The organism is Acinetobacter sp. LipI_15 (assembly GCF_058242865.1).
This window is the reverse complement of the sequence record NZ_JBZAYN010000001.1, coordinates 43,845-67,039: the sequence shown is the minus strand read 5'-3', so window position 1 is coordinate 67,039 and position 23,195 is coordinate 43,845. Positions and strand designations below refer to the sequence as shown.

Genomic DNA, 23,195 nt, shown 5'->3' with positions numbered 1-23,195 from the left:
AGGGTTGTTCGGCGGTATTGGTTTTATTTTGCTTTTACTCAGCGCCTGTACGTCGACTCCACCCAAACCATCAGGCAGTACATTGCCTGCTCATGAAGTGAAAAAATTACAAAACATGCGTTTATCCAATCAATTGCCTGTTCCTGTTCATCAAGTCAAACGAAGTGCGCTTAAGGATACTTGGGGTGCAGCGCGTAGCCAAGGACGAAGCCACGAAGGCATTGATATTATTGTTCCACGTGGAACAAAAGTCCTCAGTGCTACAGAAGGTTTAGTTGCTGACTTACGTAATAACAATTTGGGTGGTAAAGTGATATGGATTATGGGACCCGCAGGTTCTTGGCATTATTATGCGCATCTTGATGGTCATAAGCGTGGCTTAAACGTCGGCGACTATGTCAAAAAAGGTGATGTCATCGGCTATGTAGGTAATACTGGCAATGCTCGACATACTGCACCACATTTGCATTATGGCATTTACTTGGGTGGTAAAGGTCGCAATGCCGTTAACCCCTATCCATATTTACGTTAATTTTAGGAAACATACATGTCAGAAGCGTTGATCAATCGTCTGGTGGAATTTGCAGAATCTGGTAATCAACAAAAAATCAGCCTCAATGGACAGTCTTATCAGGGCTGGATCATGGAGATCACTGAAGAAGCATTACTCATCAGCACCGGCTACGCAGACAAATCAGGTAAAGATGTATGGATTCAATTTGCCGATCTCGATCAAGCGGAACTGTTGTATTGGGACAATAAAAACGACCAATGGACAGCTTTTAAAATTTAAGTCAAAAAGGAGCATTCAACATGACGATACAACGCTGTGCTTGGTGCTCCGAAGATCCTTTGTATATTGCCTACCACGACACTGAGTGGGCTAAACCTAGTTTTGATGAGCAGCATCTCTTTGAAATGCTGTGTCTTGAAGGACAACAAGCAGGGCTGTCTTGGATTACTGTGCTGAAAAAGCGGGCCTGTTATCAGCAGCATTTTTTTCAATATCCCATTGCCGAAATCGCAGCGTTGAGTGACCTACAATTACAAGAAAAATTACAAGATTCAGGTTTGATTCGTCATATCGGCAAACTCACTGCCATTCGAGATAATGCAAAAGCATGGCAACAGTTAAAAGCCCAAGGGATTCATCCAGTGGAATTTCTTTGGAGTTTTGTCGAAGGTCAAATTGCCAATAATGATGTAGTTGAATATCGTAGCGCCCCTGCACAAACCGCTCAAAGTCAGGCAATGTCCAAAGCATTAAAAAAGCATGGCTTTAAATTTGTCGGCCCGACGACTTGCTATGCCCTGATGCAAGCTATCGGCATGGTCAATGATCATGAAAATCACTGTGACTTTAAATACACGCACGCAGAATGACCTCAAAAACAGAAAGGATAGAATAATGAGTGACAATACAATTCAAGCCTATGCAGCAATGAACAGTGGTGAAGCCCTTGTTCCCTACCAATTTGATGCAGGTGAATTACAAGCCCATCAGGTTGAAGTCAAAGTCGAGTATTGCGGTCTTTGTCACTCAGATATTTCTATTATCCAAAATGATTGGAAATCTTCGGTATATCCTGTGGTCCCAGGGCATGAAGTGATTGGAACCATTACCCAACTCGGCAGCGAAGCAAAAGGACTCAAAGTCGGACAACGTGTAGGCATTGGCTGGACAGCAGAAAGTTGTCAACACTGTGACTCGTGTATCGATGGTCGCCAAGTGCAATGTACTGGAACCAAGACGGCGACAATCGTCGGTCATGCGGGTGGCTTTGCCAACAAAGTCCGTGCGGGCTGGCAATGGGTTATTCCGCTTCCAGATGATCTCGATCCAACCAGTGCTGGCCCTCTGCTCTGCGGCGGGATTACGGTATTTGATCCCATTTTACAGCACCAAATTCAGGCCATTCACCATGTTGCCGTGATCGGCATTGGTGGTTTAGGTCATATGGCGATTAAACTGCTCAAAGCTTGGGGCTGTGAAATTACTGCGTTCAGTTCAAACTTAGATAAAACCGATGAACTTAAAGCCATGGGTGCTGACCATGTGGTGAATAGTCGTGATCTTGCTGCAATTAAAGCGCAGCGTGGGAAATTCAATTTGATTTTAAGCACGGTCAATGTGACGTTGGATTGGCAAGCCTATCTTTCGACTTTGGCACCGAATGGAAGCGTTCACATGCTCGGCCTAGCACTTGAGCCAATGCAAATCCCCGCAGGTATGCTGATCAGTGGTGCTAAATCTATCACTGGCTCATCAACAGGCTCTCCTGCAGCACTGCGTGAATTACTTCGATTCGCTGCACGTCAAAATATTGCACCACAAATTGAAATGTATCCCATGTCTCAGGTGAACGAAGCGATTGAACGTTTGCATTCAGGAAACGTGCGTTATCGTATCGTGTTGAAAGCTGATTTTTAACGGCAAAAATCTAAGCCCAAAAAGCCTGCTGCATGCAGGCTTTTTTTGTATGCTTTATGGACTCATTAATCTAGATGACATTTGTGTTTCTGCATTCCTTACGCACCCAATCTGCAAGCAACAAAATGGCCTGCTGAATTTCTGTCGATAGCTCATGCCCTGCATTTAGGCGAATACAATTGTTATAACGATTGTCCTCACCAAAAATTAAACCTGGCACAATATTGATGCCATGTTTTTGCGCATGGTAATACAGCGCCAAACTGTCTATTTGTTCAGGCATCTGCAACCACAGAGCATAACTGCCTTGAGGCCGATTTAGACGGATATCAACCCCTTGAAAAGCATCGTAAATATACTGACGATACTGCTCGACTTGCACCATTAATTTAGGACGCAATTCAGCAAGATGTTGGCGATACCCACGACTAAAAATCAAATCGGCAAGTCCTAACTGCAAAGGCGTATTCACCGAATCATTTTGCAAAAGTAATTTCGGACGCAAATGTTGCAAATGTGGTGGAAGACAAAACCACCCCACCCGATAAGAAGGCGATAAAGATTTTGAAATCGACGCACAATAGATCACATAGCCCGCCCGATCCCAATATTTGATAGGCAATGGTCGCTTTGCATTGAAACTACACTCAGCATAAATATCATCTTCAATCACATAACATTGATATTTTTCAGCCAGTTGTGCAATTCGTTCCTTATCTTCATTACTTAAACAAAAACCCAAAGGATTTTGAAAATTTGCAGTCAATAAGCATACTTTCGCGCCTGAATCCCGCATCGCCTGCTCTAAACGATCTAAATCAAAACCTTCCGTATTGGCAGGAATTTCAACAATTTTCCGCTTCAATAAAGCCAATAATTGCAATTGCCCGTTATAGTTCGGCGTCGGGACAATGACACTCTCCCCTTCCGCACTCAGATTTTGCAACATCACTGACAAAGCAGGCATACAACCATTGCTGATGTAAATATCATCCTTAGGCATGTAAAAACCATCTTCAGCCCAATGTGCCGACAACGCTTCACGCAATTGTGGATGACCTTGCCGATTGTTATATAAAAAATCTTCTGGTTTACAATGCTTTAATGCCCTTTGGATTGAACGTCTGAGTGCTTCAACAGGAACAAAATTGGGGGACAACTGAATTGAACCCAAATGAATCAGGCGGCTATTTGCAGATGCTTCATGGATCTGAATTTGCAATTCTAAATTCGAAATTTCACGTGGTCGGGAATCAAAATCAGGATGATTCGGCACGGCAATTTGCTGGGCTTTCTGTGAGGATTGCACAAAATAACCAGACTTTTCTTTAACATAAATGAGGCCTTTGGCTTCAAGTAATTCATAGCAGCGTTTCGCGGTATTTAAACTGATCTGATGCTGCTGTGAAAATTGACGTAGCGCATACAGACGCTGCCCTGCGGCCAATTCACCACTATAAATTTTCTGTGCCAACTGCTGCGCAAGCTGCTGATATTGAAAAGCCATCTGTACCCTTTTTTTAATCATTTTTGTATCTGTACCCATTAAGTTAACAGATTTAAGCTGAATGCATCAGGTTGATATCTCAAAAATAACGATAGGGGGACAATTAAATGAATGACTTCACGCAGTTTCGAGCAGGTCTAATCATCTTCAGCACACTCACGCTTATAGCGTGCCAACCCGAGCAGCACACTCAAGCTCAAAGCCAGCAAAATTTTATCTGTAAATCTTTAATTCAAGGCTTTTTGAGTGCCCAAAAACTGACGCAATATGAACTTGAGCAGATCCAACCGATCACCAGCGGTGGGTTACATCAGCAGCTATATATTTATAAAGCCAAGTCTGAAAACGGCATGAATATCATGCCGCAGCAAGCCAAACTTCGCTTTGCCTGTGAACAAATGACCGCGCGGCAATTTCAAATCAAGTTACATCCACATCCATTTCCAGAACAGACCTTACTCAGTATCGAACTTCCAGAAGCACAGCACATGCAGCAGTTGACTGCTTTTCGCCTGCCTGAGATGCAAAGTCATTGATCGTTCATATTGAACTGAATCATTACTGGTGCTTATTTTAAAATTTCGGGAACGGTCGCAACGGTTTTGCTTTTACCCAGCTGCACTTTCATTTTTTGTAGCATTTGATAAGGCTGTTGCTGCACAAACATATTCACAAAACTGAGCGGAATGGAGCCTTCCGGATTGGCATAGCCATAGGTCGACACTTTGACTTTTTGATTGCCTAAACGCTGGAAGGTCCAATCGCCCTCATAGTCGGTTAGGCGTACATAATTGGGATTGATCGGATAACCTTTTTTCACCGCTTTATTTTGGATGCTAATAATGCCCTGTGCATCTTTACGCATTTTGCCTTGTACCACCAAATCACGGTCTTTCAAGGGAAAAGGAAAATCCAGCACCATATATAAGCTGAATTCACCTTTCTGGTCATCGCGGGATAAGACTTTGACACTGCCCATATAAGGGACCCAATTCACTGCATTTTCCACATCTAAAATCAGGGAAACCGCTTTTTCGATGGGCACATCAAAACTGGTTTCAGCTTTGTATTGAAAGACAGGATTTTGAGCATTTTGGTAGGTCCAAACCTTAATATTATTTTTATTAATCGTGAGTTTGGCATTATCCATAGTTTTCGCTTGTACTGCCGCAATGAATGCGACAGCACAGGCCATAAAGATGACTTTTTTCATTCCATTGATCGTCTTATTTTAATTTTATGCTGTTGTTATAACGGATTTTAACGCGCTTTTATACGTCAATATCGTTAAAACCCAGGACATCTTTCATATCGTACTTACGTGCTTCACGACCAACTACCCATGCAGCTGCACGTACTGCACCAGAGGCAAAGTTCATACGGTTGGTCGCTTTATGGGTAATTTCAACACGTTCGCCATCCGCAATAAACATCGCAGTATGTTCACCCACAATGTCACCACCACGAATCGTTTGGAAGCCAATGGTTTGACGTTCACGTGGACCCGTATGACCTTCACGGCAATACACAGCATCTTGTTTTAAGTCACGTCCTAAAGCACCGGCAATGGCTTCGCCCCACATTAGCGCTGTACCTGATGGTGCATCAACTTTATGACGATGATGGGCTTCAATCACTTCAATATCCACAGTATCGCCAAACACTTTTGATGCCAATTCAAGAAGTTTGATTGAAACGTTTACACCGACAGAATAGTTCGCTGCATAGACTACTGGGGTTTCTGTTGCTGTTTCATCGAGATAAGCTTTTTGCTCATCATTCATACCTGTGGTACCAATGACAATCGCAACGCCTGCTTCACGGCAAAGTTTAAGATGCTGTGCCGTTGCTGCAGGTGCAGTAAAGTCGATCACGACATCACAATCTTTTAAAACTTCAGCAAGGTTACCAACAACCTTTACGCCAACCGCGCCAATCCCTGCAAGTTCACCGGCATCTGCACCGACTAAGCTACTTTCAGGACGTTCTACCGCAGCAGCCAATTGATAGCCAGCTTGCTGAACCGCCTGAATTAAGATGCGTCCCATACGACCGCCTGCGCCCAAGATACCAATACGTGGAGCTGCTGACATAACATTTTCCTAATGTTGATTCGAAATTGGTCTTACTATATCAAAACTCCATGCGCAGGCTAAGTTACAAACAAAAAAATCCTGTATTTTCCGAAAGACTTTTGCAAATCAAGCTCTTCGACAGACGCTGACTATTCCCTCACCAAGTTTGGGCATTTTCACGGTATGATAGGCGCGTTCTATTGATCTTGAATATTCATGAAAACCCTATTGTATCTTTGTGCGGCAGTCTGTATTGCACTGGCATGGCTGATTCCGATTCATTACCGACCTTGGGCCACATATACCGGTGAGCTTTATACCTTCTTTGCACTGTTTGCCTTAACGGCAACCTTCTTTAAAGAAAAGCTCATGGTGGCAAAAATTTCCTTGCCCCTGTTGCTTTTAGCGCTGATTCCCTTCGTCCAACTGGCTTTTGGGCAGGTATATTATTTTAGTATCGCCTTGCTCTGCATGCTGTTTGTGTTCAGCTTCTGGCTGTGTATCAACCTTGGTTTTAGCCTCTCACAAGGTACAGAAAAACGCGAAAAAACCTTCTTATACCTGAGCTATACCTTTGTTGCTTCTGGGGTCATGACAGGGCTCATCGCAATATGTCAGTGGTTAGATTTTGACTCGTTTCTTCCTTTTGTGATGAAAATTAGTGGAACTACGCGCCCATTTGCAAACTTTGCTCAGCCAAATAACATGGCCACGTTTCTGCTCATGTCCTTGTTAGCCTGCTTATATGTTTATGAACAGCAAAAAGTTAAAACCCGCTATTTGGTCGCTTGTGCAATTCCTATTTTAATTGGGGTCGCGCTCAGCCAATCTCGCACCTCTTGGGTGGCAAGTATCTGTGTCCTAGTCTATTTGGCTTATGCACAGTACAAAGATTATATCCGTCTTCGCTGGTTTTACAGCTTGGCCTGGTTTATCGGCTTTGTGGCACTGATTGTATTGATGCCAAAATTAAGTCAAATCATGAGCCAAATGTCCGACATGAATATTCAAGAAAGTCGTGACGTAGTCAAACGTGCTGGTGGCGATATGTCTCGTTTAGCCATTTGGCAACAAATGGCGCATGCCGTGGCTGCACAGCCTTGGTTTGGCTATGGTTGGCATCAAACCAGTAGCGCGTTTGTCTCGATCTCGGACACGGTGCAAGGGCCTGTATGGATTCGTAGCTCACACAACTTTATTTTGGATTTCTTATTGTGGAATGGTGCCATTATTGGTGTACCGTTCTTGGCCTATTTCGCCTATTGGGGCATCCAATTACAGAAGTTAGCCAAGTCTGCATTATCTGTGATTGGCCTATTGATGGTCGGTGTCTTCGTTATTCATGCCATGTTGGAGTTTCCGCAAAACTACGCATATTTCTTACTGCCTGCGGGTTTTATTATCGGGATTCTTCAAGCTGCGAAATCACAGACGGCTACATTAAGTCTGTCTCCGTGGTTTATCCGCATTGTTTTCGTGATTGGCGCAGTGCTGATTACGGTGATTTATCGTGATTATGCCAATGCAGCAATTCAGCTGGGTCAGGCATCAAAATATGAAAAAACGCCAGAGAAAATCACTAATCATGAGCCGATCTATTTGCTGACGGAATTTAGACATCGGGTGGCGATTATTCGTTTAAATCCGTACTCCATCGTTTCTGAACAAACCATTCAGGATACTGAAAAATTGGTTCGCAGCTATCCAGCGAAATACCACATCATTAAATATGCACGTTTATTGGCCTTTAATGGTCGTGAGGCTGAAGCACGTCATCAGCTACAGCGTCTTAAAAATATCTATAGGCTCGACATGAGCTATGAGAGTTTATTACTACCTATAGCACAGCCGAAACCTTAAAACGCTCAATAAAAAAGCCTGCAATTATGCAGGCTTTTTTATAGCTAAGTTCACATCACAGCGAACTCAAGCAAATCATATCAATTAATCAAATAAACGGTCGAAGAATGATTTTTTCTTCGGAGATGATTTATTGTCATCGCCATCCATCGTGTCTTGTAACTCTTTCAACAATTCACGTTGACGAGCCGTTAAGTTCACAGGCGTTTCCACCACGATACGACAGAGTAAGTCACCGGTCATGCTGGTACGTACAGGCTTCACACCTTTACCACGTAAGCGGAACAATTTACCAGTTTGAGTCCCTTCAGGTACTTTCAAGCTCACACGACCATCGAGTGTCGGAATTTGAATTTCTTTACCCAATGCAGCATCTGCAATACTTACAGGCACATCCATATATAGGTCAGCGCCATCACGTTGGAAGATTTCGTGTTCACGTACCACCACTTCTACATATAAGTCGCCTGCTTGGCCATCACGGATCGCCTCGCCTTTGCCACTTAAACGTACGCGGTCGCCATTATCCACACCTGCAGGAATGGTCACTTCTAAAGTTTGCTGACGGTCAGAAACCCCTGAACCATGACATTTATTACATGGGTTCTTAATAATTTTACCTTGACCACGACAGGTGCTACAGGTTTGCTGCACAGAGAAGAAGCCCTGTTGCATACGCACTTGACCTGCACCATGACAAGTTTTACAGGTTTCGACGTCGTTTGGATTTTTAGATCCTTTACCATCACAGGCATCACATGGCGCTGGCGCAGTAAAGGTAATGGTTTTTTTCACGCCTTTTACAGCTTCCTCAAGGGTAAGCTCCATAACATAGCGTAAGTCTGAACCACGGTGTGCACGTTGCTGACCACCACGGCCACCACCACCAAATGCGCCACCGAATATGTCACCAAACTGACTAAAGATATCTTCTGCGCTAAAACCGCCACCGAAGCCACCGCCGCCGCCCATGCCGCCTTCAAAAGCTTGATGTCCCATACGGTCATACATACTACGTTTTTCGCTGTCCGATAAAACTTCATATGCTTCTGCAGCTTCTTTGAATTTTTCTTCAGCTTCTGGGTTATCTGGATTACGGTCAGGGTGATACTTCATCGCCAACTTACGGTAGGCTTTTTTAATTTCATCATCACTTGCGGTTTTAGATACACCTAAAACCTCATAATAATCACGTTTAGCCATGTCTGGCGATGCTCCTCACGGAATTTAATTTAATACTTAACTGTGGTCTGAAATTGGGGAATCAAACCATTTTTTCAAGGGGTAGGCAGGAAAAAAATAAATCGACTTAGAAAACAGCCTTATTTTTAACGAATTTAGATAGACCTTGGATCCATGCATTTAATAAATACAAAAAGGCAATCGCAGCAAAGACCACACCAATTACCGTACATGCAGTCACCCAAAGATAGGTGTCCCAATAATAGAAAAATAAAGGAATAAACCACAGTGCGGCAAAAATGGCCATCATGGAATAAATCACGACGGTGCGCATGACCCAAAGCGCTTGGGCTTGGAGCCAAACTTCTGCAGAATCGATTTGAGTCACTTTGCGTGCAAAGCCGTAGGCAAATACACCACTAATCAGGGTAAATAAAGCGAAAAACATGAAGACATAAGAAATCGCAACATAACGGCGATACTTAGCTAAACTCTCTGCTGTCATCTGTGATTCAACCCCGTACACCACAATATGCCGCGCTGCACTTGTGGTTGTTTTACTTTTTAAAAATGTCTTTGTAGATCAGGTGCTACTATAGAGAAAAATTCAATATTTCGCACCCAATATTATGACACTTTTAAGGATTCTGCTGAGTTTTTTTCACTTTAAACCACTGTGCATATAACGCAGGTAAAAAGAACAAGGTCAGCAGGGTCGCCACGATCAATCCACCCATAATCGCCACGGCCATTGGACCGAAGAAAATACTGCGAGAAAGTGGAATCATCGCCAATACAGCGGCCAATGCAGTCAGCACAATTGGACGGCAACGACGTACCGTCGCATTGATAATCGCATCCCAAGACGACTCCCCAGACTGAATATCTTGTTCAATCTGATCAATCAAAATCAGTGAATTGCGCATAATCATTCCTGACAGTGCAATCGTGCCGAGCATTGCCACAAAACCAAAGGGTTTATTGAACAATAACAGGAATAACACCACGCCAATAATGCCCAAAGGTGCAGTTAAAAATACGATCATCGCCCGTGACATGCTGCGTAATTGAATCATCAACAAAGTCATGACAACTGCGAGGAATAATGGCATGCCCGCATTTACAGAAGTTTGACCACGTGCTGACTCTTCCACAGTACCGCCTACTTCAAGTAAATAACCATTCGGCATCTCTGCACGTAACTGATCAAATGAATCTTTTAACTCACCCACCACCGTTGCAGGTTGCAATTTACTGCGAATATCCGCGCGCACAGTAATGGTCGGTAAACGGTTACGATGCCAAATCAAACCTTCTTCAAAGCTATACTCAATTTTCGCAATCTGCGCCAATGGCACTGAACCACCATTGCTGGTCGGTACTGCCAAACTGCTGAGCGAACCGACATCCAATCGCTCCGCTTGATCACCACGCATCCGAATTTCAATCAGCTCTCGTTTCTCACGATACTGATTAATCACTGCACCACTGATTGAACTATTCAGGAAATTGGACAGATCTAGACTGGAGACCCCCATTTGACGTGCGCGATCTTGGTCGATGTCCAGTTTAATGACTTTGCTTGGTTCACCCCAATCCAAATGCACATTGGTGGTGTTCGGGTTTTCACTGACTTTTGCAGACACCCGTTGTGCCCACTCACGCACCAAGCTCAGATCTTCACCCGACACGCGGAACTGCAATGGATAACCCACGGGTGGGCCATTTTCTAAAAGTGAAACGCGAGTACGTACTTCAGGTAAGAGCTTACGGATTTCTTCTGCTAATGACTGACGGATTTCATTGCGATCATCTAAAGATGAAGCCAATACCACAAACTGAGCAAAACTGGCTTGGGGTAGCTGTTGATCTAGAGGTAAATAAAACCGCGGTGAACCTGTCCCCACATAAGCCACAAAATTATCAATGCCCTGTTTTTTCGACAAGAACGCTTCGACTTTTTTTACTGCCGCTTCTGTGGCTTTCAGAGATGCACCTTCCTCGAGCTTTAAATCCACTAAAATTTCAGCACGGTTTGACGGTGGGAAAAACTGCTGTGGTACGGTTTTAAACATTAAAATTGATAATACAAAGATGCCAACCGTCGTTGCAATGACCGTCTTGCGATAGGTCACACAGATATCAACCCAACTACGGAAGCGTTGATAAAACGGAGATTGATAAGGATCGTGATGTTCACCGGCATGATGCACCATCGGCTGAGGTTCAGGTTGTTTGCGCAAACGTGCCCACAGGCGCTGATACCACGGGGCTTTTTGTACCAAATCTTTGTTGAAATCGGGCAGTAATTTATCCCCTAGATAGGGAACAAACAGCACTGCTGCAAACCATGACACCACCAATGCAATAGTAACCACTTGGAAAATCGAGCGAGTATATTCCCCTGTGCTCGATGCGGCTGTGGCAATCGGCAAAAAGCCGGCAGCCGTAATTAGCGTGCCTGTTAGCATTGGAAATGCTGTCGTCCGCCATGCATGTCCGGCGGCTTGTAATCGGCTATAGCCCTGCTCCATTTTGATCGCCATCATTTCGATGGCAATAATCGCATCATCCACCAATAAACCGAGTGCGAGAATCAATGCCCCCAAAGAAATCTTGTGCAACCCGACATCAAACATCTGCATGCCAGCAAAAGTCATGGCCAAGACTAAGGGAATGGAAAATGCCACAACCAATCCTGTACGGAAACCCAAGGAGAAGAAGCTCACCAATAGGACGATAATCACCGCCTCAGCGAGGACTTTCATAAACTCATTGACGCTGCGCTTCACGGCTACAGGCTGATCCGACACTTTTTTCAGTTCCATGCCCAAGGGCAAGGTTTTTTGCAAGCGGGCAAATTCTGTTTCTAGGTTTTTACCCAAAGCCAGAATATCGCCACCTTTACGCATCGACACGGCAATACCTAAACCATTTTCACCCATAAAACGCATACGCGGCTGTGGTGGATCACTAAAGCCCCGATGTACATCTGCCACATCACCCAATTGAATCGTTCGCCCATTCACCAATAAGGGCATCTGACGTAGTTCATCAATGTTTTGTAAATTGCCGCTGACACGCACTTGAATCCGGTCTGAATTGGTTTCAAAAAAGCCAGCACTGGCAACCGTGTTTTGCTGCTGCAAGGCTTGTTGAATCGCCGTCACGGGTATGCCCATTTGCGTGGCTTTGGTGTTGGAAATTTCAATCCAAACTTTTTGATCTTGTAGACCAATCAAATCCACTTTCGCAACGTCTTTGACCCGTTGTAACTGGAGTTGTAAACGGTCGGCATATTCCTTCATGGTGGCATAGTCAAAGTCTTTGCCGGTCAGCACATAGATATTACCGAAGGTGTCACCAAACTCATCATTAAAGAAAGGACCTTGCACCCCAGATGGTAATTGATGGCGAATATCATTGACCTTTTTACGTACGGTGTACCAAACATCAGGGACTTGCTGAGAACGTAAACTGTCTTTGGCCACAAAGGTCACCATAGATTCACCCGGACGTGAATACGCCATGATGCGTTCATACTGCCCCGTGGTCATCAGTTCTTTTTCAATTCGATCGGTGACCTGTAGCGAAACTTCTTTGGCTGTTGCACCAGGCCAATAGGTTTGAATCACCATGACTTTAAAGGTAAATGGCGGGTCTTCACTCTGCGACAATTTGGAATAAGAAAATATCCCAACAATGCCCAGTAGAATCATAAAATAAAGGATTAAGCCTTTATTTTTCAGTGCCCACTCAGACAAGTTAAAATTCATTATTTAACTCCTGTCTGAATGTGTACCGCTCGATTTTCACGATCAACAGGTTGTATTTTTTGTTTTTCGCGGAGCAAATGTACGCCGCCAACCACCACAAAATCCCCTGCTTGCAGACCACTAAGTACGGGCACGCTGTCACGTCCGTATTCGCCTAAACTTACTGGAACTTTACGTACCGTATTATCTGCATTGACCACCATCACATACGCCTGCTGACCACTCGCAGACACACTCGATAACGGCACATGCAAAACATTCTGCTGTGCTTTAGTTAAAAATACCCGTGCACTTTGCCCCAGTTGAATGGCGCTATTGCCTTCACGTAAAGCCACTTTGACACTGTAAGTACGAGACTGATCGGCAGCAGGACTAATTTCACGTACATAGCCTGCAAATTTTTCCTGTGGTTTCGACCACAAGGTGACCCATGCATCCTGCCCCGTTTTAATTTCAGCAACCGCTTGTTCAGGCACACCAATGACCACTTCACGTTCACCTGCAATCGCCAATTGAAATGCCGGTTGTCCTGCTGCAATCACTTGACCAATCTCAATATTACGCTCAGTAATGACCCCATTTTTATTGGCAATTAATTGGTTATAACCGGTCTGATTACGACTCACATCATAATTTGATTGAGCTTGCTTTAAGTTCGACTGTGCCGCTTTATATTGGTTTTCCACCGCATCGTACTGCGAACGACTCACGGCATTGACTGGCAATAATTGCTTAAATCGTTTTAATTCATCTTCAGCAATTTGTGCAGCGGAACGCGCACTTTCAAGCTGGGCTTGTGCTGCATTCAGTTGCAACTGTGCATCTTTGACGTCTAATTTTGCCAAGACTTGCCCGACTCGGACTTGGTCTCCAACATCGACATAGCGCTCAGTGATTTGACCGCCAACCCGAAACGCCAAAGCCGTTTGCTGGCGGGCTTGTACATCACCCGCATAACTTTTTTGTTCAAAATGTGTGGCGCCTGGCTGAGTCACCATCACAAATGGCACTTCCTGTTCCGTTTGGGCTTTATCCTTGCTGCATCCCCATAAGGTCACACTGCAAACGATAATCATGCTGACAACTGTGGTCTTAATCGTACTCATGAAGTTCGCTCTTAATAAAAAGTCTTTTTTAGGGCAGAATATTATTCAATTAATTTGGTTATTTTTTAATTAATAAACCATGCGGTACATTAATTAGATTAATTATCCGAAATCAATGACCTTTTCGCCTTTTTTGGAATTTTTTCAGCAAATGAATGTCGGCCGCCCAAAAGACTTAGAAAAACGACAACGGATTTTAGAGTCTGCAAAACAATTATTTTTAGAAATGGGCTATCACGGTTGCAGCATGAATCAGATTGCGCAACATGCAGGGGTCACCAAACTGACGGTCTATAACCATTTTCAGGACAAAGCCACTTTATTTACCAGTGCGATTGAAGACACCTGTGAATATATTTTAAATACTCGCCCGCGACATCTGCACAGCGAAAGTCATTTTATGCAGGCTTTCGTTGAAATTTGTGAGTTGGGGCTGAACATCATGAATTTGCCAGAAGCCATTAAACTGGACTTATTACTTTTGGAGTTGGCTGCCGAACACAGTCCTTTGGTCGAACAGTTTTTCCGTGCCTCACATTTGAAAATGCGCCAAGTCTGGGAAAATTTCTTTCAAGACGCAGCAGCTTTAAATTTCATTCAGCAGGATAATCCTGCCCGACAAACTGAACTGATTGTGTCGCTACTGATGGGACTACGCCATCAAGAAGTCTTATTGGGCATGCGCCCAGTACCTGAAGCAGCAGAGCGACAGGCCATTATTCACTCTGCCATCGACATCTTTATGTTGAAATATCAACTCGGCACGCAGAGCTAAGCATTTTCTGAAATATTTCAAGGCTAAACTGAAACAAATGGCATAGCTATTGCTCATTTAGCTAGAAAAGTCATCCGACTTTTGTCTGTACCCCCTTTTGCCACGGCACTTTCGGGGTATAGTCGAGACAGGAATACGCGGAGAAATAACAAATGATTCAACAAATTGATGCTCCATTACGTGAAGACGTGCGCTTACTGGGCAATTTATTGGGTGAAACCCTAAAGCAGCATGCAGGACAAGATTTGTTTAATCAGGTAGAGCAAATTCGTGCTTTGTCTAAAGGCGCGCGCGATGGACAAGTTGAAGCTGAAAAACAGTTAGAACAATTATTTTTAAATTTAAAAGATGAAGAAATTTTGCCACTGACCCGTGCATTTACGCACTTTCTCAACTTTGCCAATATTGCCGAACAATACAATGTGGTGCGCAGCCGTCGCCAAAGTGAGTTTGATGAGCAAGCACCATCACCGAATCCACTCGATCATTTATTTGAAAAATTTAAAAGCAATAACATCAGTGCGGAACAACTGTTCCAACAAATTTGTGAATTAAAAATTGAATTGGTACTGACTGCACATCCAACTGAAGTTAGCCGCCGTACCTTGATCCAAAAATATGATGGGATTAATGATTGCCTGTTTAAAATGGATCAACAAAAACTTACGCCACGCGAACGCAAAGCCGTACTGGATGATTTAAAACAACTGATTTGCTCGGCATGGCAAACGGATGAAATTCGTCAACATCGCCCGACGCCTGTCGACGAAGCAAAATGGGGCTTCACGACCATTGAACAGACCTTGTGGAATGCTGTACCCAAATTCATGCGTGAATTGGATGGCATGGTTCAAGATCATTGTGGCAAGACCTTGCCTTTACATGTTGCCCCTGTACGCTTTGCGTCATGGATGGGTGGTGACCGTGATGGCAACCCAAACGTCACCCATAACATTACTCAAGAAGTGCTTTGGCTTTCACGTTGGAAAGCTGCCGACCTGTATTTACGCGATATCGAAGACCTGCGCTGGGAACTTTCGATTCAAGAATGCAGTAAAGAACTCAGTGATGCCTTGGGCCATTTCCACCCTGAACCCTATCGTGAATACCTGCGTGATGCGCGTGAACGCCTCAAAGCCACTCGTCACTGGTTGGCACTGAAACTCCGTGGCGAAGATGCTGACGATAGCCAAGTCATTAAAAGCCGACATGAGCTTCTCGATCCACTGTTGGTTTGCTACCGTTCACTGATTGACAGCGGTTTACCTGAAATTGCCAATGGTCAGTTACTCGACTTTATTCATCGAGTGAATTGTTTCGGTATCGAATTACTCAAACTCGATATCCGTCAGGAATCCACGCGTCATCGCCAAGCGATTTCTGCCATTACCGAATATTTAGGTTTAGGTAATTTTGAAACATGGACGGAGCAAGCCCGTCAAAACTTCTTAATTCAGGAACTGCAAAGCAAACGCCCACTGCTACCGAAGTTTTTAAATGAGCCGAAGCAAAGTCTGATTGAACATCCAGATGTACAAGAAGTCTTTGCGACCATGCGCACTTTGGCAGAACAGCCACCTGAAAGTTTAGGGGCTTATATTATTTCCATGGCAGAGCATCCGAGCGATGTCTTGGCCGTATTGTTACTGCAAAAAGAAGCGGGCATCAAACAAGCGCTACGCGTTGTGCCACTGTTTGAAACTTTAAAAGATTTGGATGGTGCCGCCCGTACCATGAATACCCTATTCAATATGCATTGGTATAAGCAGCATATTCAGGGTAAACACGAAGTGATGATTGGCTATTCAGACTCAGCCAAAGATGCGGGCTTTATGTCGGCAAACTGGGCGCAGTATCGTGCGCAGGAAGAATTAACTGCGGTTGCGAAAAAGCATGATGTGCAACTGACATTATTCCATGGCCGTGGCGGTTCAATCAGCCGTGGTGGTGCGCCGACACAGCAAGCGCTGTTTTCACAGCCACCAGGCTCGATTTCAGGGGCGATCCGTGTCACTGAACAAGGAGAAATGATTCGCTTCAAGTTTGGATTAGAAGGCATTGCCTTACAAAACTTGGAAATTTACACCGCTGCGACCTTAGAAGCGACATTATTGCCACCGCCTGAACCGAAACAGGAATGGCGTCAGCTCATGCACAGCATGACGGATCTGTCGGTACAGGTGTATCGTCAAACCGTGCGTGAAAATCCGCATTTTGTAAAATACCTACGGACTGTAACGCCAGAACTGGAACTACAAATGTTACCGCTCGGCTCACGCCCAGCCAAACGTAAAGTCAGCGGTGGAATTGAGTCATTACGTGCGATTCCTTGGGTGTTCGCATGGACGCAAATCCGTTTGATGCTACCTGCTTGGCTCGGTACAGGTGCTGCGATTAATCAAGTGATTGATCAGGGTCAAAAAGCAACCTTAGAAGAAATGCTACAACAGTGGCCTTATTTCCAAACGTTAATTGATATGTTGGAAATGGTCTTGTCCAAAGCCGATGGTCATGTGGCGCTGTATTATGAGTCTCATCTGACTGATGACGCAGACCTCAAACAGTTGGGTGAAGAGTTGCGTCAGCGCTTACGTGATGCGGTACAAACGCTATTAGCACTCAAAGGTGAATCAAAATTACTCAGCAGTAACGATGTGCTCGACCAATCCATGAAGGTGCGTAAACCTTATTTATTGCCACTACATTTACTGCAAGCCGAGCTAATGAAACGCCGCCGCGCTTACCTTGCCGAGCGTCAGGCTGAAAATACCCCAGTCGACCATGCGTTGATGGTCAGCATCGCGGGTATTGCGGCAGGGTTGCGTAACACTGGCTAAATCTTCCAAGTTTTCAAAAAGCACACAGAACTGTGTGCTTTTTTTTTGACCATTCATATTGGTTTTAATTTATTTTGGAATATATAAAATAAGAAAAATTTATGAAGTATTGACTCTTATCCTATTGGATTAATTGCATGATTTAATGCCTTTTTTACACCTTTAAAACTTTTACCATTTGGTAAATTTACATGTAAAGTCATGTAATTAGTTTGAACAAAATATTTTTAAAAGAGATTAAATCTTCTAAAAAACAAGAGTATGATGTGCACAATTTATCTTTTGAGTGCTCATTTTATGTCCAATTGGTTTCCCAAATGGCGCCCGTACGAAGGCAATATTGATGCACGTCCTGTAGGTACAAATGAGTACCTACCTCCGGTGCAAAGTGTTGTATTGGGGATACAACATGCCTTTGCAATGTTTGGTGCAACTGTCCTTGCGCCATTTTTGATGGGCTTTGATGCCAACCTTGCGATTTTAATGTCGGGGATCTGTACCATCCTGTTCTTCTTTATGACAGGTGGTCGTGTACCAAGTTATTTAGGCTCAAGCTTTGCCTTTATTGGTGTGGTCATTGCCGCAACCGGTTATGCAGCGTCAGGTACTGGCGCAGCAAATGCCAATATCGCATTGGCTGCTGGCGGGATTATGGCCTGCGGTATTTTATATGCCATTTTTGGTTTTATCGTGATGGCAACGGGTACCCGTTGGATTGAAAAACTCATGCCGCCTGTCGTTACAGGTGCAGTGGTGATGATCATTGGTCTCAACCTTGCCCCAGTGACCATTAAAGGGGTTGCCGGTAATAACTTTAATATGTGGATGGCTTTAGTAACCGTACTATGTATGGGTTCGATTGCAGTGTTCACCAAAGGTTTATTACAACGTCTATTACTCTTAGTTGGCCTTCTACTCGCTTACTTGGTGTATTACATCATTTCCAATGTCATGGGTCATGGCACACCAATCAATTTCGTTCCCGTACAAGAAGCCGCTTGGTTTGGTGTTCCGCACTTCCATTCACCCGTCTTCGACTTCAATGCCATGCTTATTATTGCACCGATTGCGTTGATTTTGGTTGCAGAAAACCTTGGCCACATCAAAGCTGTAGGCGCGATGACAGGTGAAAATCTTGATCCGCACATTGGTAAAGCCTTCGTTGCAGATGGTGTTGCAACCACACTTTCAGGCGGTGTCGGCGGTCCGGGTATGACCACTTATGGCGAAAATATTGGTGTGATGGCAGTAACGCGTGTTTACTCGACCATCGTTTTTGTCTTTGCAGGTGTATTCGCCATCTTCCTTGGTCTTTCTCCAAAGTTTGGTGCGATTATTCATACCATTCCGCAAGCCATTTTGACAGGTGCATCGATTGTTGTATTTGGTCTAATTACCATTGCAGGTGCGAAAATTTGGATTGAAAACAAAGTCGATTTCTCAAAAAATAAAAACCTGATGGTGGCAGCAGTTACGATTATTTTAGGTACAGGTGACTTTGCACTTCAATTCGGTAACTTCAACTTAGGCGGTATTGGTACTGCAACATTTGCAGCGCTGATTTTGAACTGGTTCTTTAGCTTGGGCGATAAATCAGAATAAGCCTCCAAAGCATTTAAAAAGAATACAATATTCATTTGAAAAGCGGCCGAAAGGTCGCTTTTTTTTATAGCTACACTTTCGGTAAGATAAGGCATTAGCCAAGGAATACACCCTATGCGACTGGATTTGTTCGACCTCCAATTGGTGCTGCACATTGTAGACAGCGGCAGTCTGACCAAAGGCGCTGCTCGTTCTGCCATCTCGCTACAAGCAGCCAGTGAACGGATTAAAAAACTCGAACAGCATTACCGCACAGCCCTGTTCACTCGCCAAGCCAAAGGGGTCAAACTGACTCTTGCCGGTCAAACCTTAGTTGAACATGCACAGCGCATCTTAGGTGAGGGGCAACAATTAGAACACGCGATGCTGCCCTTTGCCCATGGGCTAAGTTCAAATATGACCTTATGGTGTAATTCATCTGCACAAAGTGAATATTTGCCGGTCTTGCTGCCACGTTATTTGCTAGAAAATCCCAACACACAAATTGAGCTGCATGAAGCCGAGTCTAAAGACATCATTGCAGCGATTGAACAAGGCAATGCACAACTGGGCTTAATTTCTGGTTTCTTTAAATCCGAACAACTACAGACACTTGAGTTTGCAGATGATCCTTTGGTTCTGATCTGCCCTATAACCCATGAATTGGCCACCACACCTAGCATCAAACCCGCAGAGATTTTGAATTATCCCTTTGTCGGTTTGATGCAATATCATTCCTTGCAACAATCGATCGAGGCTCAAGCCAAATTATTCGGCTGTGAAATTCAGTATCGGCTGCGTTTGCCGAACTTTGCCGCGATCGCGCAAGTGGTGGCGAATGGTGTGGGCATAGCCATCATGCCAAAACGTGCGGCCCAACGATTAATCAGTTTATATGCCTTTGCACAAGTTGAGCTCAGCGGTGAATGGGCCAATCGGAAACTGCTCCTCACCGCACGTAATTTTGATGATCTACCCTTAAATTATCAGCATTTCAGTCAGTTTCTACTGTCACAAAAATCTGCTTTGGATGGCCAAGTCTAGGCTTTAAATCACACCAAACTGGTGCAGCATCATATAGCCACCGAGGGCAATCAACCCGATAAAAAACACCTTACGGAATTTTTGTTCTGGAATGCGGTAACGAATTTTTTTCCCTGCCCACATCCCAATGAGCGCTGGAATCAGTGCTATGGCTGACATGGCATAATCAATCGGGAGATCTTCCACTGGATTTTGCTGTAAGAACACTGCCAAACAAATGGTTGATGTGGTAAAGGCTAAACCAAGTGACTGTACGAGGTCATCACGTTTGAGCTGCAAACCTTGCAAATATGGTACTACCGGGATCACCACCACACCGGTCGCAACAGTCAGCGCTCCACCGAGATAACCGATCATTGGAGATAGCCATTTTTCATGCGGTGCAAAGTTCGGCAAGCTTTTGGCACAAAGCCCATACAGTCCGTATAGTGCCAACATGCCCCCCAGTAAAGCTTCACTTTTAAATTCACCATGTCCTAAAGTTGGAAAAATACTCCAAATTGAACCGACGATAATCCCAAGTAACAAGGACCAAAAGCGTTGAATGAGGCGCAGCACCTGCCCTTCGGCAAATAATTGCCAAAAGTTGGTGACCATAGATGGAATGATTAATAACGTCGCTGCCTGAAATGGACTGATCACCATGGTGAGTAAGCCCATCGATACCGCAGGCAGGCCTAACCCAATCGTGCCTTTAATTAGACCTGCGATTGCAAAAACTGTGATGACGAACCAAATCATGGCGAAACTCGCTGAAAAATTGGCTCTATGCTATGCAATTCAGGCGCTTTGAAAAATCAGTGTTTTTGGAATAGAGCCTCAATAAAAAGTTGAGGCTAGGTTATAGCGTCTAAAGCAGATAGCGTAGATGGGCTAAACAAACTCTTTTGATTTCGAATAAGTTATAAGCGTATTGGTGGAATAGGGATATAAAAACGGTTCCAATGTGTTGGCCACTGGAACCGTTTTAGTTAAGATATTGATGTTTATATTAAAATTTTAATAATTACGTATAACGTGCATTATGTTAATTTTAGGAAATCTCAAATATCAAATTCATCATCTAGAACAGAAGCCTCAATTTTTTCAACTTTTTTAATGATATCTTCAACTTCCTCACATATTTCACCCCAAGTTTTTCTCAATTCTGTAAAAAAAACTTCATCTTTAATAACTTCAACTACTTTTTCATAGTTATCATCATTATTAATTATTAAATCTTCTAATTGCCGATTAGTAATTAATTGAAGTACTTCATCACTTACTATATTTTTAGTATATGCATATGAAAACCCTTGTCTAATTACATTTTCAAATAGCACAAAATAAACTTGAGATGAGCCCACATTTATACCAAAATGTGTTGATATCTCACCTTCATGTTCTTCATGACATTTATAGATAGTATCCAAAAATTTTTTAAAATTTATATCATCATTTATAAATATTAGGTTTACTTCTTCCTTATATAAATCAACCCCACCTAGTAAATAATATTTCTTGTAAAAATAAGGTTTTAATACCTCTATAAAATCAAGATAATTTGTATTTATAAAACTGAAAAAATTTTGTTTTATAAATTTTTTATTAATTACTTCTTTTGCAGATGCCTCGGGTAGATTTGAAATAAAGCTAGCTACATAATACTCTTGTATACTTTTATGTATAAAAGTAAATTCAGAACCATCTTTTAGTATTAAACAAGCGAAACGTGTATAATCATCTATTAGGTCCATATAATCTAGATCAGTAGATATACCAATCTTTTTTATACTTTTCTTTAAAAGTTCTATAAATAATGCTTTATCAAAAACAGTTTTTCTTATTAGAAATGTTTCAAAACAAAATCTTTCGAATACTTTTTCCAATTGATCTTGACTAAGACTTGAGAATGACTTTCTTTTCTCAATACCTTTAGATTTATCATGTGTAAAAGTAACAACATCAAATATATTTTTATAAAAATCAGAAACATGTTGTGGAACAGAAAATCCAAAAGTATACTGTTTAATATATAAAACAACCATTAAAGGTGTGGTTAAAACAGATCTAACTTCAAAGCTAGATGATTGAATAGACTCAATTAATTTTTCTTGATTTTCTACATCATCTACGATTTTCTCAATTAATCCTTTTTGTTCTTTATAACTATAAGGTCTTAACGATATTGTATAAAAACTAGGGTGCTGAAGTATTATTGTTTCAGGTCTACTTGTTATAGTTATTTTTAAATCTGGATAGTTTTTTGTTAAATTATCAATACTACTATATGTTTCTTGAAATAAATCTAAGTCTACCTCATCAAATGCATCAAGAAAAATTGATATTTTTCCACTTTTTAATATTAATCTAAAAATTTCATCATCATCACCTATCCAAGGATTTAAATAATCTTTAATTAAGCGAATTAAACCTTTATTTTTTGAAATATTTTTTAATTCAATAAATACAGGTATTCTCTTATTTTCAAGAAAATCATGTATAACTAAGGATCTTAAAAAAATTGACTTTCCTTGTCCTACAGTACCTTTAAATATTACTGTATTAGAATCTATATTTACTTCTTTTTTAATTTCATCTATATGATTTATACAAAATTTTTCATCTTCATAAGATAATTGTGGTTGTTGAAAAAAATCAAATAAATTAATTGGGCTATCAGCACCTGTTAATAATGTTTTTACTGACATTAATTTAGAAATAGAATGCACTAAATCTTCATTGCTATCGGAAAGACTATTTAGTACCTTATACTCACTATACCTTTTTTTGATAAAAGCAGATGCTTCTTTAATGATGCTGGGAGCTGTAGCTTTTAAAGCAACAGTAGATAACTCTAAAACCATAATTTAAGAACCTAAATTTTTGTAATTTAAATATATTCTATCTTATAGATGATCTCTTACAATTTACAAAGATATATTTTTTGCTCGATCAATGAAAAATTAATGAGTTATGTTTTTTACTTTACTCAAAATTTAGAGCCCTATATCTTTTAACATAAAATCTCTTATACGAAAT

General features: G+C 42.4%; 19 protein-coding genes. 10 read left to right on the top strand and 9 right to left on the bottom strand.

Annotation, left to right across the window (positions count from 1 at the left end; translation table 11 throughout):
- Positions 1 to 4 precede the first annotated feature (4 nt).
- Genes AC4CU0_RS00270 through ahr form a run of 4 tightly spaced genes read left to right on the top strand, consistent with a single transcriptional unit; the run spans position 5 to position 2,431 of the window.
- Positions 5 to 532: a M23 family metallopeptidase gene (locus AC4CU0_RS00270; protein ID WP_168379469.1), complete on the top strand. Its 528-nt coding sequence runs from the start codon at positions 5 to 7 to the stop codon at positions 530 to 532.
- Positions 533 to 547: 15 nt separating this feature from the next.
- The gene (locus tag AC4CU0_RS00265; RefSeq protein ID WP_180003637.1) at positions 548 to 793 is read left to right on the top strand and encodes a hypothetical protein; all 246 of its coding nucleotides are present in this window, start codon (positions 548 to 550) and stop codon (positions 791 to 793) included.
- Between the two features lie 20 nt (positions 794 to 813).
- The gene (locus tag AC4CU0_RS00260; RefSeq protein WP_439737272.1) at positions 814 to 1,383 is read left to right on the top strand and encodes a DNA-3-methyladenine glycosylase I; all 570 of its coding nucleotides are present in this window, start codon (positions 814 to 816) and stop codon (positions 1,381 to 1,383) included.
- A gap of 25 nt (positions 1,384 to 1,408) precedes the next feature.
- Positions 1,409 to 2,431: an NADPH-dependent aldehyde reductase Ahr gene (gene ahr, locus AC4CU0_RS00255; protein ID WP_490743619.1), complete on the top strand. Its 1,023-nt coding sequence runs from the start codon at positions 1,409 to 1,411 to the stop codon at positions 2,429 to 2,431.
- A 70-nt stretch (positions 2,432 to 2,501) separates the two neighbouring features.
- Here the strand turns inward: ahr and AC4CU0_RS00250 are convergent, their stop codons facing one another.
- Positions 2,502 to 3,938, bottom strand: coding sequence for an aminotransferase-like domain-containing protein (locus AC4CU0_RS00250; RefSeq protein WP_490743620.1), 1,437 nt, complete (start codon positions 3,936 to 3,938; stop codon positions 2,502 to 2,504).
- A 107-nt stretch (positions 3,939 to 4,045) separates the two neighbouring features.
- Here AC4CU0_RS00250 and AC4CU0_RS00245 point away from each other — a divergent pair, with 107 nt between their 5' ends.
- Positions 4,046 to 4,474 (top strand): hypothetical protein, encoded by a 429-nt coding sequence (locus AC4CU0_RS00245; RefSeq protein ID WP_439737274.1) that lies wholly within the window; start codon positions 4,046 to 4,048, stop codon positions 4,472 to 4,474.
- A 32-nt stretch (positions 4,475 to 4,506) separates the two neighbouring features.
- On the opposite strand, the gene AC4CU0_RS00240 is transcribed toward AC4CU0_RS00245, so the two are convergent.
- Both AC4CU0_RS00240 and dapB read right to left on the bottom strand, forming a co-directional pair.
- Positions 4,507 to 5,151, bottom strand: a complete 645-nt coding sequence (locus AC4CU0_RS00240; RefSeq protein WP_490743621.1) for an START domain-containing protein — start codon at positions 5,149 to 5,151, stop codon at positions 4,507 to 4,509.
- Between the two features lie 58 nt (positions 5,152 to 5,209).
- Positions 5,210 to 6,031, bottom strand: a complete 822-nt coding sequence (gene dapB / locus AC4CU0_RS00235; protein WP_078194102.1) for a 4-hydroxy-tetrahydrodipicolinate reductase — start codon at positions 6,029 to 6,031, stop codon at positions 5,210 to 5,212.
- Between the two features lie 198 nt (positions 6,032 to 6,229).
- Here dapB and AC4CU0_RS00230 point away from each other — a divergent pair, with 198 nt between their 5' ends.
- On the top strand, positions 6,230 to 7,873 hold the full coding sequence (locus tag AC4CU0_RS00230; RefSeq protein WP_490743622.1) for a PglL family O-oligosaccharyltransferase: 1,644 nt from the start codon (positions 6,230 to 6,232) through the stop codon (positions 7,871 to 7,873).
- A gap of 84 nt (positions 7,874 to 7,957) precedes the next feature.
- On the opposite strand, the gene dnaJ is transcribed toward AC4CU0_RS00230, so the two are convergent.
- The 4 genes from dnaJ to AC4CU0_RS00210 all read right to left on the bottom strand — a co-directional run bounded on the left by dnaJ (position 7,958) and on the right by AC4CU0_RS00210 (position 13,937).
- Positions 7,958 to 9,076: a molecular chaperone DnaJ gene (dnaJ, locus tag AC4CU0_RS00225; protein ID WP_490743623.1), complete on the bottom strand. Its 1,119-nt coding sequence runs from the start codon at positions 9,074 to 9,076 to the stop codon at positions 7,958 to 7,960.
- A 106-nt stretch (positions 9,077 to 9,182) separates the two neighbouring features.
- Complete coding sequence (locus tag AC4CU0_RS00220) at positions 9,183 to 9,560, bottom strand: hypothetical protein (protein ID WP_078194105.1); 378 nt, start codon at positions 9,558 to 9,560, stop codon at positions 9,183 to 9,185.
- A gap of 133 nt (positions 9,561 to 9,693) precedes the next feature.
- Entirely contained in the window at positions 9,694 to 12,831 is a 3,138-nt protein-coding gene (locus AC4CU0_RS00215) for an efflux RND transporter permease subunit (RefSeq protein WP_490743624.1), read from the bottom strand.
- The gene (locus AC4CU0_RS00210) at positions 12,831 to 13,937 is read right to left on the bottom strand and encodes an efflux RND transporter periplasmic adaptor subunit (RefSeq protein WP_180063345.1); all 1,107 of its coding nucleotides are present in this window, start codon (positions 13,935 to 13,937) and stop codon (positions 12,831 to 12,833) included. Before AC4CU0_RS00210 ends, AC4CU0_RS00215 begins: the two co-directional genes overlap by 1 nt.
- Before the next feature lie 151 nt (positions 13,938 to 14,088).
- Between AC4CU0_RS00210 and AC4CU0_RS00205 the strand changes: the two genes are divergently transcribed.
- The 4 genes from AC4CU0_RS00205 (at position 14,089) to AC4CU0_RS00190 (ending at position 20,174) form a co-directional block, all read left to right on the top strand.
- Entirely contained in the window at positions 14,089 to 14,712 is a 624-nt protein-coding gene (locus tag AC4CU0_RS00205) for a TetR/AcrR family transcriptional regulator (protein ID WP_233944773.1), read from the top strand.
- Between the two features lie 152 nt (positions 14,713 to 14,864).
- A complete protein-coding gene (ppc, locus tag AC4CU0_RS00200) occupies positions 14,865 to 17,549 on the top strand; it encodes a phosphoenolpyruvate carboxylase (RefSeq protein WP_490743625.1) in 2,685 nt (894 codons plus the stop codon).
- 297 nt (positions 17,550 to 17,846) lie between these two features.
- Positions 17,847 to 19,151, top strand: a complete 1,305-nt coding sequence (locus tag AC4CU0_RS00195) for a solute carrier family 23 protein (RefSeq protein ID WP_180090300.1) — start codon at positions 17,847 to 17,849, stop codon at positions 19,149 to 19,151.
- 114 nt (positions 19,152 to 19,265) lie between these two features.
- Positions 19,266 to 20,174 carry a LysR family transcriptional regulator gene (locus AC4CU0_RS00190; protein WP_490743626.1) on the top strand — a complete coding sequence of 303 codons (909 nt, stop codon included), beginning with the start codon at positions 19,266 to 19,268 and terminating at the stop codon, positions 20,172 to 20,174.
- Between the two features lie 3 nt (positions 20,175 to 20,177).
- Here the strand turns inward: AC4CU0_RS00190 and AC4CU0_RS00185 are convergent, their stop codons facing one another.
- On the bottom strand, positions 20,178 to 20,915 hold the full coding sequence (locus tag AC4CU0_RS00185; protein ID WP_180122079.1) for a sulfite exporter TauE/SafE family protein: 738 nt from the start codon (positions 20,913 to 20,915) through the stop codon (positions 20,178 to 20,180).
- A 302-nt stretch (positions 20,916 to 21,217) separates the two neighbouring features.
- Positions 21,218 to 23,020, bottom strand: a complete 1,803-nt coding sequence (locus tag AC4CU0_RS00180; RefSeq protein ID WP_490743627.1) for an NACHT domain-containing protein — start codon at positions 23,018 to 23,020, stop codon at positions 21,218 to 21,220.
- Positions 23,021 to 23,195 lie beyond the last annotated feature (175 nt).

What these genes read in the sequence shown, in the direction of transcription:
- AC4CU0_RS00265 (WP_180003637.1), top strand. Translation starts at nt 548, where the DNA reads ATGTCAGAAGCGTTGATCAATCGTCTGGTGGAATTTGCAGAATCTGGT.
- AC4CU0_RS00260 (WP_439737272.1), top strand. Translation starts at nt 814, where the DNA reads ATGACGATACAACGCTGTGCTTGGTGCTCCGAAGATCCTTTGTATATT.
- ahr (WP_490743619.1), top strand. Translation starts at nt 1,409, where the DNA reads ATGAGTGACAATACAATTCAAGCCTATGCAGCAATGAACAGTGGTGAA.
- AC4CU0_RS00250 (WP_490743620.1), bottom strand. Translation starts at nt 3,938, where the DNA reads ATGGCTTTTCAATATCAGCAGCTTGCGCAGCAGTTGGCACAGAAAATT.
- AC4CU0_RS00245 (WP_439737274.1), top strand. Translation starts at nt 4,046, where the DNA reads ATGAATGACTTCACGCAGTTTCGAGCAGGTCTAATCATCTTCAGCACA.
- AC4CU0_RS00240 (WP_490743621.1), bottom strand. Translation starts at nt 5,151, where the DNA reads ATGAAAAAAGTCATCTTTATGGCCTGTGCTGTCGCATTCATTGCGGCA.
- dapB (WP_078194102.1), bottom strand. Translation starts at nt 6,031, where the DNA reads ATGTCAGCAGCTCCACGTATTGGTATCTTGGGCGCAGGCGGTCGTATG.
- AC4CU0_RS00230 (WP_490743622.1), top strand. Translation starts at nt 6,230, where the DNA reads ATGAAAACCCTATTGTATCTTTGTGCGGCAGTCTGTATTGCACTGGCA.
- dnaJ (WP_490743623.1), bottom strand. Translation starts at nt 9,076, where the DNA reads ATGGCTAAACGTGATTATTATGAGGTTTTAGGTGTATCTAAAACCGCA.
- AC4CU0_RS00220 (WP_078194105.1), bottom strand. Translation starts at nt 9,560, where the DNA reads ATGACAGCAGAGAGTTTAGCTAAGTATCGCCGTTATGTTGCGATTTCT.
- AC4CU0_RS00215 (WP_490743624.1), bottom strand. Translation starts at nt 12,831, where the DNA reads ATGAATTTTAACTTGTCTGAGTGGGCACTGAAAAATAAAGGCTTAATC.
- AC4CU0_RS00210 (WP_180063345.1), bottom strand. Translation starts at nt 13,937, where the DNA reads ATGAGTACGATTAAGACCACAGTTGTCAGCATGATTATCGTTTGCAGT.
- AC4CU0_RS00205 (WP_233944773.1), top strand. Translation starts at nt 14,089, where the DNA reads ATGAATGTCGGCCGCCCAAAAGACTTAGAAAAACGACAACGGATTTTA.
- ppc (WP_490743625.1), top strand. Translation starts at nt 14,865, where the DNA reads ATGATTCAACAAATTGATGCTCCATTACGTGAAGACGTGCGCTTACTG.
- AC4CU0_RS00195 (WP_180090300.1), top strand. Translation starts at nt 17,847, where the DNA reads ATGTCCAATTGGTTTCCCAAATGGCGCCCGTACGAAGGCAATATTGAT.
- AC4CU0_RS00190 (WP_490743626.1), top strand. Translation starts at nt 19,266, where the DNA reads ATGCGACTGGATTTGTTCGACCTCCAATTGGTGCTGCACATTGTAGAC.
- AC4CU0_RS00185 (WP_180122079.1), bottom strand. Translation starts at nt 20,915, where the DNA reads ATGATTTGGTTCGTCATCACAGTTTTTGCAATCGCAGGTCTAATTAAA.
- AC4CU0_RS00180 (WP_490743627.1), bottom strand. Translation starts at nt 23,020, where the DNA reads ATGGTTTTAGAGTTATCTACTGTTGCTTTAAAAGCTACAGCTCCCAGC.